General features: G+C 47.1%; 2 rRNA genes. Both read left to right on the top strand.

The features are described from left to right. A 16S ribosomal RNA gene (locus GTP69_RS30900) occupies window positions 1-110 on the top strand; the annotation flags it as partial. 180 nt (window positions 111-290) lie between these two features. Continuing rightward, a 23S ribosomal RNA gene (locus GTP69_RS30905) occupies window positions 291-393 on the top strand; the annotation flags it as partial.

Genomic DNA, 393 nt, shown 5'->3' on the forward strand with positions numbered 1-393 from the left:
AAGTAGGTAGCTTAACCGCAAGGAGGGCGCTTACCACGGTAGGATTCGTGACTGGGGTGAAGTCGTAACAAGGTAGCCGTATCGGAAGGTGCGGCTGGATCACCTCCTTTCTAGAGTTTGCAGGTTCTTCGGGACATGCCAAGTGCTCACACTTATCTGCTGTATCGTTCTTTAACAATCTGGAAGAAGTAAAGTTTTATTAGGTGTGTGTCGACAGATACACGCCTGGGTAGTAAAACTCATCATCACAAAGTAGTAAATGCTTAGAACTATAGCCGTCAAGGTTATAGGGACAAGTGAATAAGTGCACATGGTGGATGCCTTGGCGATTACAGGCGATGAAGGACGTAGTAGCTTGCGATAAGCTGCGGGGAGCTAGCAAACAAGCTTTGA

It is taken from the genome of Duganella levis, assembly GCF_009857605.1.
Taxonomy (GTDB): Bacteria; Pseudomonadota; Gammaproteobacteria; order Burkholderiales; family Burkholderiaceae_D; genus Rugamonas; species Rugamonas levis.